Annotated in this window: 7 protein-coding genes; 4 read left to right on the forward strand and 3 right to left on the reverse strand. The window is 41.8% G+C overall.

Going from position 1 to position 9,121, the window contains the following annotated elements; genetic code table 11:
- The 3 genes from Q0236_RS04910 to Q0236_RS04920 all read right to left on the reverse strand — a co-directional run.
- Window positions 1-2,509 (reverse strand): ATP-binding protein (locus Q0236_RS04910; RefSeq protein WP_297915670.1); only part of this gene is annotated, 2,509 nt, incomplete at its 3' end.
- Between the two features lie 165 nt (window positions 2,510-2,674).
- Window positions 2,675-4,477 carry an excinuclease ABC subunit UvrC gene (uvrC, locus tag Q0236_RS04915; RefSeq protein WP_297915671.1) on the reverse strand — a complete coding sequence of 601 codons (1,803 nt, stop codon included), beginning with the start codon at window positions 4,475-4,477 and terminating at the stop codon, window positions 2,675-2,677.
- The gene (locus Q0236_RS04920) at window positions 4,458-4,868 is read right to left on the reverse strand and encodes a hypothetical protein (RefSeq protein ID WP_297915674.1); all 411 of its coding nucleotides are present in this window, start codon (window positions 4,866-4,868) and stop codon (window positions 4,458-4,460) included. The genes uvrC and Q0236_RS04920 overlap by 20 nt, the downstream gene beginning before the upstream one ends.
- A gap of 27 nt (window positions 4,869-4,895) precedes the next feature.
- On the opposite strand from Q0236_RS04920, the gene Q0236_RS04925 reads away from it, so the two are divergent.
- The 4 genes from Q0236_RS04925 to Q0236_RS04940 form a co-directional block, all read left to right on the forward strand.
- Window positions 4,896-5,093: a hypothetical protein gene (locus Q0236_RS04925; RefSeq protein ID WP_297915676.1), complete on the forward strand. Its 198-nt coding sequence runs from the start codon at window positions 4,896-4,898 to the stop codon at window positions 5,091-5,093.
- A gap of 54 nt (window positions 5,094-5,147) precedes the next feature.
- Window positions 5,148-6,683 (forward strand): glutamine-hydrolyzing GMP synthase, encoded by a 1,536-nt coding sequence (guaA, locus tag Q0236_RS04930; protein ID WP_297915678.1) that lies wholly within the window; start codon window positions 5,148-5,150, stop codon window positions 6,681-6,683.
- A gap of 21 nt (window positions 6,684-6,704) precedes the next feature.
- Complete coding sequence (locus Q0236_RS04935; RefSeq protein WP_297915680.1) at window positions 6,705-7,622, forward strand: site-specific DNA-methyltransferase; 918 nt, start codon at window positions 6,705-6,707, stop codon at window positions 7,620-7,622.
- Window positions 7,623-9,121 (forward strand): DGQHR domain-containing protein (locus tag Q0236_RS04940; protein WP_297915682.1); only part of this gene is annotated, 1,499 nt, incomplete at its 3' end.

The following is a 9,121-nucleotide window of genomic DNA, read 5'->3' on the forward strand; positions in this document are numbered from 1 at the left end:
CCTCGGCATCGTGTGTACGCCTTCTGCTTTGCAAGATAGCGCGTAGCTCGTCTGCCGACGAAGTAGTAGCATGTCGTAATTCATCGAGCTTGTTGATGATAGGCCTTTCTTTTACTACCGGCTCTTCCATAATCATTTCATCAGCGACGATAGGCTTTTCTACCTCGGCATCCAGCTTAATCTCATGCGTCTGTGGAGCAAAATCCGATCTACTTAGAGCAATTCCGGATTTTGAAATTTTATCTAGCGTCTTAACGAATTTAGTTAAATTAAAAGGCTCTGTGAGGGTAAAAATTTTAGAATTTGAAATACTAATACTTTGAAGCTCTTTTGGCTTAAGAGTCAAGATCGTAGGCATACTCAATATATCGCTAACCTCGCCGTAATTCTTAAATCTAGTGATAAGAGCATCATATTTGTTATTATTTTGCGCTGAGCGGAACTGCGCGTTCGTATTAAATATCGAAATTTTACCGCCTAGCTTGCTGATATAATTTTTAACGATATCATTATACATCGTATCGGCGCTATCAGCTAAAAGCGCAAAATTTAGCCCTTTGATACTTTCAAATACTGCGTCTGCATCAGTTTTTTGTGTCTCTTTAAAAGCAAGGGTGAAATAAAATCTAGTACCCTTTCCTACGGTAGATTTGACCTGAAGCTTGCCGCCCATCATCGCTACGTATTTAGACGAAATCGTAAGTCCAAGACCTGTTCCGCCGTATTTGCGTGTGATCGTAGAGTCGGCCTGAGAGAAGGCGTTGAATACATTTGCAAGTTTATCTTCAGAAATTCCAATGCCGGTATCTTCTACGCTAAACGTTACGATCGCCTCTCCTGGAGCTTTGCTAGGCTCTCTTAAAATTTCAACCACGATAGTGCCGTGCTCAGGCGTAAATTTGACAGCATTTGACATGAGGTTGATAAGAACCTCTTTGATCTTCGTGATGTCTCCGTATAGGTGGTGCACGAGTGTAGGATCGATGTAAAGCAAGATGTCGATATTCTTTTCGGCAGCCTTGGCGACGTAAATTTCAACCGCGCTTTCGAAATCTTGGATAGGATTAAATAAGATATCCTCAAGCTCGACCTTATTGCTCTCGATCTTAGAGACATCCAAAATGTTATTAATGATCGTTAGAAGGTTTTCGGACGATTTTTCGATGGTATCAACGTAATCGCGCTTCTCTTCATCCAGATCGGTATTTTTAAGAAGCTCCGTAAAGCCGATGATGCCGTTAAGCGGCGTTCTGATCTCGTGCGACATATTGGCCAAAAAGATCGATTTTGCCTTGTTGGCATCCTCCGCAGCGCCCTTTTGATATGCAATCAGATCGAGCGCGTCCTCAATAAGCGAATACGCTTTGTTAACACCCTCACTAGTCCTAACGTCGATATGCTCGTGCTGATTCGTCAAATCGCCGATTCGGCTAAGCACGTTGCCGAGGTCGGTAACGTTCTGTCTTAAACGTCTTGTAATACCCAAGGCAAAAACGACCAAAATAGCCGCTAAAACCCATATACCAAGAGCGATAAATAGGTTTCTTAGCCTTTGCGCTAGGTAGGTGTCGGCATGCGCCGCAAGCTCAGCATTGATCTTTTCAGAAATTTCGCTTAGCTTTTTATATTTAAGTGTAGTAGAGGCAAACCACTCTTGAAAAGGTACGCTATAGTGTCCCTCATCCGCTTCTTGCTGCAATGTGGCTGAAATTTTAGCAGTCTCTCTTAATGCGTTTTGAAATTCCTCTCCGTCTAGAATTTTTAAAATCGCGGCTCTAGCATCAGATTCCGGCAAGAAGTAATAATTAGGAAGCGAACTAGATAGGTTGAAGCTAGCCCAAGTCCTTAGCTGCGCCTGATTCATCGCCTTGCTGCCGATAATGTATTCGATAATATAGTCGCGCTCTGATGCAGTGGCATCCATCGCCTCATAAGTATTAAGCAACGAAACCGTCCAAACGGTGATATTTGAGCTTACAAGACCCTCTCTTAGCACTCGTTGGATTGTTTTTACATCATCGTCGAATTTTTGAAAATATGAACTGAAAAGCTCACCGAAGCTTTTGCTTTGAGCATCGACATCCCTTCTTACCTGCGGAAGTTTGTCTAATAAACCGTCTATATCGGTCTCGGCAGCCAAAAGCTCGTCATTACCGGTGCCGTAAGCGAAAATATCAAAAATAGTCTTTTTTACGACGTTTTCACTGATATTTTTGCTTTCTTTATACTTTGCAAGCGCATCGTCGGTTTTTTTGCGTTGACCCGATAGAAGGGTTCCCATACCGGGGTTTCCCTCGCTACCCAAAAACGCCGAAGTGATACCGCGCTCTTTATCTACCTGCTCTACTAACGCCGCGAGATTACTATTTTTAGCAATTTGCTGCTGCAAAATTCCCACTCTGGCGTAATCCTGCAAAGAGATAAACAAGAAATATGATGCAAACGCGAAAATCAAAAGTAACGGGATACCGCTAACAAGTCTCAAAGCACTTGTAGTATTTAAATTCATACAAAATCCTTCAAAGCGCAGCTTACGCGACGTTAAATTTTATTCAACCGGAGAAACGAAGTCGCTTCCGTCACGCTAGGCGGAGACGATTTAGCCGTCCTGCAAAGTTAATGGGTGATTTTACTAAACAAATCTTTAAATATAGCTTTTTGCGTTAGGTTTTTGTTAATGATTGTTTAAAATTTTTTCGGCGGTTTGGATATTCGTAAGCGATCTGATCTCATCGAAGCTCGCCGCATAAATGCTCTCAAAATCGCCGTAAAAGTCCAAAAGCTTCTTCAGGCTTCCCTTGCTAACGCCCAAGCTTAGCAGTTTTGAGCTTTGCAGATCGAGTTTGCGTTTGCTCTTTTGGTGAAACGAGATCGCAAAGCGGTGCGCCTCATCGCGCAGGCGCTGAAAAAACTGCAACTTTTTATCGTCCGTAGGCAGCGAAAAAATCCCGCCTTTCGTGCAAATTTTATCTTTCGCAGCTCCCTTTGCGCGGTGGGCTTTAGCGTCGATCTTTTCTTTAGAGATAGCGATTATATCGACGTTTGCTCCGACGCTGCAGATTATTTCCTCCGCCAAGTTTAGCAGAGCCGTTCCGCCGTCGATGAGCCACAGATCGGGCGCTGCAAGCTCGTCAAATTTAAGCGCGCGGCTAGTTAGATACTCGCGCATCTGATCGTAGTCGTTATTTGAGCTAAGGTGCTTGTGGCGGTAGTTTTGCTTGTTAAACTCGCCGTCTTGAAAGCTTATCATAGCCCCCACGGCCGCGGCGCCGAACATATGCGAATTGTCGAAAACTTCGATATTTACGGGCAAATTCGTAAGATCAAAATAATCCTTCAGCTCCTGCAAAAACGCGTAATCGTGCGTTTTTAGATGTTTTTTGATATTGATCTCGCAGTTTTGGTATGCGATCTCGCAAATTTTACGCTTCTCGCCGATTTTCGGCGCATAAATTTTAAACGCTCTTTCGTGCCGCTTGGATAAAATTTCGCACACCAGATCCGCATCGTCAAACTCGTCGCAGACGTAAATTTTAGCGCACGCCACGGGAGCTGCGGCAGGAAAGGCGCTTAAGATCATCTGCTTGTAGGCGTTTGCGATATCATCGGCGCTTGGGGCTTTGCAGTTGATTATATGCGAGCTTGAGGCTGAAATTTTACCCTCGCGTATGCTAAAATGCACGGCGCAGACGAGCCCGTCGCGTGCGGCAATCGCAAAGACCTCGAAATCATCGAGCTTTGCCAGATCGACCTCGACCTTTACGTTCATCTGCTTTAAAATTTCGATCTTATCGCGGATCTGCGCGGCTTCCTCGAAATTTTCGCTCTGTGCAAGCCGCGCCATCCGATCCTGAAGCTGCGGCACCATCTTTTGCGGATTTTTCAAAGCCGCAAGCGCGCTCTGCACGATACGGGCGTAATCTTGCTTTGAAATTTTATCCTCGCACGGAGCGGCGCAGCGCCCGATCTGATGGAACAAACAGGCCTTTTTACCCTTGACGCAATTTTTCTTCTGCACGAGCGGAAACTGCATGTAAAGCGTCTGTAAAATTTCCTTCGCGCCGTGAAAATAGGGGCCGAAGTATCTGATGTTTCTGCCCTTTACGATCTTTCGCGTGATCTCAAAGCGCGGGAAATCGTCGTCTAAATTTACGTAGATATATGGATAGGTCTTATCGTCGCGAAGCAGGATGTTGTATTTGGGCTTAAGCTGCTTGATGAAGGAATTTTCTAGTATCAGCGCGTCGCTCTCGCTGGGCGTTACGATGTATTCTAAATGCGCCGCCTCGCTTATCATCTTGGCGATGCGCGCGCTTAGGCGAGGGCTCGGCGCGAGAGCGGGCGTGAAAGAAAAGTAGCTTTTGACGCGATTTTTTAAAATTTTTGCCTTGCCGACGTATAGCAGCTTGCCCGCGGCGTCGAAGTATTGATACACGCCCGGTGCGGCAGGCAGGCTCTTAATCTCCTCTATTAGCAAGGATCAGCCCTCTTATCTCTTCAAAAATTTTATAAATTTGCGGATCTTGGATTTTGTTTTCAAACTCCCCTTTTGCGCGCTCTGAAGATAAAATTTTACTGCTTCGGCGTAAATGAACTTTATAAATTTGCGCCCTTCTTCTACTCATCACTCTATCTGCTACGAAAAATTTTATCTCTCGCACGCCGCAAAGCTCCGCCGTCTCTCTAGCGGCTACGAAGCGCTTTAATACGTCTTTTATTAAATTTATATTACTATCGCGTTTTAGTTCGCAAAGCCCAGCCGGGTGTTTCGCGGCTATCATCAAAATGCCATCTTTGACGTAGATGAAAGCGATCAGCCTTTGCCAACTAAGCGGCAAAATCGCCAGAAACTCGCCTCTTTCTCGCATCTTGGCATATAAAGGATCTTTTCTGATATGAGCTATTATTTCTCTTGCATTTTCCATAAGCGGATTTTAGCATTTTTTATCTTAGTTTTGCTTAGCGGCTGCGGATACAAAGCGCCGCCGTTTTATTCGGAAGGCGAGCAGAGCCCTAGCGCTACCGCCCAAAACAGGGACGCTAATAGCACGAGCGGCGATAAAGGAAGCGTTAGAATTTTACGCGATAAATAGCCTACTTTTAGCTTTGCTTTGTTATACTTTTAAAAATTTTTACAAAGGAATTTCATGCAAACGGCAGATATTTTAGTGCTGGACTTCGGCTCCCAATACACCCAGCTGATCGCTAGGCGCTTGCGCGAACAAGGCGTTTACACCGAGCTGATCGCATACGACGCACCGATCGATAAGATAAAAGCAAAAAATCCTAAAGGCCTTATTTTAAGCGGCGGACCCGCTAGCGTTTACGCCAAAGATGCGTATTTTTGCGACGATAAAATTTTTGAGCTTGGAATTCCAATTTTAGGTATCTGCTACGGTATGCAGCTCATCGCGCATAAATTTGGCGCTAGCGTCGTGCCTGCGGGTAAAAAAGAGTATGGCAAAGCTTCTTTAAAGCTGCTTCGCGCAACCAGGCTTTTTGACGGCGTTAAGGACAACTCTATCGTCTGGATGAGCCATTCGGACAAGGTCGAGAGCCTGCCGGAGGGCTTTGAGGTGATGGCAAGCTCGGATGAGAGTGAGTGGTGCGTATTTGGCGACGAGATCCGTAAAATTTACGCGCTGCAGTTTCACCCGGAGGTTTGCCACAGCGAGTTCGGCGATAGAATTTTAAAAAATTTCGCCAAAGAGATCTGCGGGCTAACCAGCACCTGGAATATGGGTAGCTTTGCCAAAGAGCAGATGATCAAAATAAAAGAGCGTGTAGGTAGCGCCAAGGTGCTTTGCGCGGTAAGCGGCGGCGTGGATAGCTCGGTCGTAGCGGCGCTTTTGGCGCATGCGGTGCCGCAGAGCCTGATAGCGGTTTTCGTCGATAACGGCCTGCTCCGCACGGGCGAGCGCAAGGCGGTAGAGGAGATGTTTAGACTCAAACTGGGCGTGAGCCTAGACGTAGTAGATGCTAGCGAGCTGTTTTTGAGCAGGCTGAAAGGGGTAATCGATCCCGAGCAAAAACGCAAAATCATCGGCGCGACCTTCATCGAGGTTTTCAGCAAAGAGGCGGCAAAATACAAAAACGTAAAATTTCTAGCTCAAGGTACGCTCTACACCGACATCATCGAAAGCTCCGTCGCAGGCTCAAGCAAAACGATCAAAAGCCATCACAACGTAGGCGGTCTGCCAAAAGATATGAAATTTGAACTGATCGAGCCTCTGCGCGAAATTTTTAAAGACGAGGTGCGCCAGCTGGGGCTTGAGCTCGGTCTTTCGCGCGAAGTCGTTTTCCGCCATCCATTCCCTGGCCCGGGTCTTGCGATCCGCATAATGGGCGAGGTAAATACGCCGAGCCTCGAGCTGCTGCGCAAAGCCGACGTGATCCTACGCGACGAGCTAAAATCAAGCGGCTGGTATAACAAAACGTGGCAAGCCTTTTGCGTACTGCTAAACGTGCACTCCGTCGGCGTCATGGGCGATAACCGCACCTACGAAAACGCCGTGTGCATACGCGTAGTGGACGCTAGCGACGGTATGACGGCTAGCTTCTCGCGCCTGCCGTACGATCTGCTAGAAAACGTCTCTCGTCGTATCATAAACGAAGTGGACGGCATCAACCGCGTAGTTTACGACATCTCTAGCAAACCGCCCGCAACGATAGAGTGGGAGTAAGAATTTATATAGGTGTACAAAATGGAAATAAACGAAAAATTTGCAATAGACAATAAAGTAACTGTTTTTAATGGAGATTGTCTGGAATTGTTAAAGACAATTCCAGACAATTTTTGCGATTTAATTGTTACATCACCACCATATTGTATGGGTAAAGAGTATGAAAATATTCATGATGATATTATGAGTTTCAAAGAACAACAATCAAAAATATTCAATGATATTTATAGGATTTTAAAAGTTGGTGGCAGTTTATGCTGGCAGGTAGGATATCATGTTAATAAGGCAGAGATATTTCCTTTAGACTACTATGTGTATCAGGTCTTTTATGAAAATAGTTTAGAATATAAATACCCGCTTGTTTTAAGAAATAGAATTATTTGGACTTTTGGACATGGATTGAATAGCTCTAAACGTTTTAGTGGAAGACATGAAACAATACTATGGTTTACAAAAGGCAAAGAATATAATTTTAATTTAGACAATATACGTATACCACAAAAATACCCAGGCAAACGTTCATATAAAGGAGAGAATAAAGGGGAATTTAGCGGTAACCCTTTGGGTAAGAACCCATCGGATGTGTGGGATATACCAAATGTTAAGGCCAACCATATAGAAAAAACAAAGCATCCATGCCAATTCCCAATTGCTATTCCACAAAGGTTAATTAAAGCATTGACACCCATCAATGGAATAGTTTTGGATCCGTTTATGGGTTCTGGAACATCAGGTGTAGCATCCATACTAGAGCAGAGGTGCTTTGTGGGGGCAGAGATACAAAAAGAATACTTTAATATTGCCAAAACGCGTATTCAGGAAGCTATTGATGGGGTTATAAAAGTCAGAAAGGATGTACCGGTTATGGAGCCTGACTTAAATAGTTCGGTTGCGATGTTGCCAGAAGAATTCCGTAAAATTAGAGAAGGACAAGCATAAATGTCTAAAAGTATTAGAAAATCAAAAAAATCTCCGGAAGAAATAAAAAAGGCAAGATTATCTAGAAATTTTAGAAATGGTATAAAGAATACTTTTATTATGGCGGGTTTTAAATATTTAAACACTCAAAATAAACACTTTAAAATAGGGCATAGAACCGTAGAATTAGATTTTATATTTATTTATGAGAATATAATTTTGATTTGTGAGGATACTGTAACAAAAACAGACAATATTAAAGATCATGTTAGAAAAAAGCATGAACGATTTGTAGAAATAAATAAAAATTTAACAAACTTTTACCAATGGTTATATGATAATTTTCAAGATTCATTTATTAAACAATATTCATTAGATAGATATAAAATCAAGTTTTTATATTTTTCCCAAGAAAAACTTGATTTTAGCGATGATGATTATAAATTATACCCATTGATAAAATTCGTTGACCATAATGCTTTAATGTATTTATCTAAAATGTCAAAATGTATAAAAAAGTCGGCCAGGTATGAAATTTTTAGGTTCTTGGGGCTAAATGATGATGATATAGGTATTATTACTGCAGAAAGCAGTCCGAAAGAGATAAAAACTACGATAATTACTCCTAAATCTTTTACTGGCATTAAAGATAATGTAAGAATAGTGTCTTTCATGATATCTGCAGAAACATTAATAAAAAACTCTTATGTCTTAAGAAAAGATAACTGGGAAGATTCTTCTTTGCTTTATCAACGTCTAATTCAGGATAAAAGAATTAACAGTATAAGAAAATTTTTAGTAACAAATAAAGAAGCTTTTTATAATAATATTATTGTAGCTTTGCCTGAAGATATTTCTTTCAAAAAAGATAATATACCTATTAATATTGATGAAATCAATAAGCATGACGTATGCACTATGCTTATCCCAAATTGTATGAATAGTATATGTATTATTGATGGACAACATCGTATTTATGCTCATTATGAAGGTTTAGAAACAGATAGTGATGAGCCTAAAATATCACAGTTAAGAAAAGAGTTACACTTATTAGTTACGGGTCTTATTTTTCCAAAAGGTATGTCGGATACTAAAAAAATAAAGATACAGAGTGAAATATTTTTAGATATTAATTCCAATGCTAAACCGGTATCTCAAGATGTATTATTACATATTCAAATGGTTAAAGATCCTATTTCAGATTTTGGTTTATCTAGGTCAATCATTGATCTCCTAAATAAAAAGAGTATTTTTCTAAATAAATTTGAAATGTCATTATTGGATGAAAACAAAATTAAAATTGCATCAATAATCAAATTTGCGTTGCGTTATTTAATAACTTTAGATCCCAAAGATGGTAGAAAAAATCTATTCTTTCACTGGGATGGCGATAAAGAGGCACTAAAAAAAATGGATGATGCATCCTTGAATAAATATAAGGAATTTTGCGTAGAAAAAATTTCAATATATTTTAAGGCAATAAAGAAGCATTTCAAGAGCGAATGGCATGATCCTCAATC

Source organism: uncultured Campylobacter sp. (assembly GCF_938031315.1).
In the GTDB taxonomy this organism is placed as follows: domain Bacteria; phylum Campylobacterota; class Campylobacteria; order Campylobacterales; family Campylobacteraceae; genus Campylobacter_B.

Coding starts and splice junctions, on each gene's coding strand:
- Q0236_RS04920 (WP_297915674.1), bottom strand. CDS start 4,868: ATGCGAGAAAGAGGCGAGTTTCTGGCGATTTTGCCGCTTAGTTGGCAA.
- Q0236_RS04925 (WP_297915676.1), top strand. CDS start 4,896: ATGAGCTATTATTTCTCTTGCATTTTCCATAAGCGGATTTTAGCATTT.
- guaA (WP_297915678.1), top strand. CDS start 5,148: ATGCAAACGGCAGATATTTTAGTGCTGGACTTCGGCTCCCAATACACC.
- Q0236_RS04935 (WP_297915680.1), top strand. CDS start 6,705: ATGGAAATAAACGAAAAATTTGCAATAGACAATAAAGTAACTGTTTTT.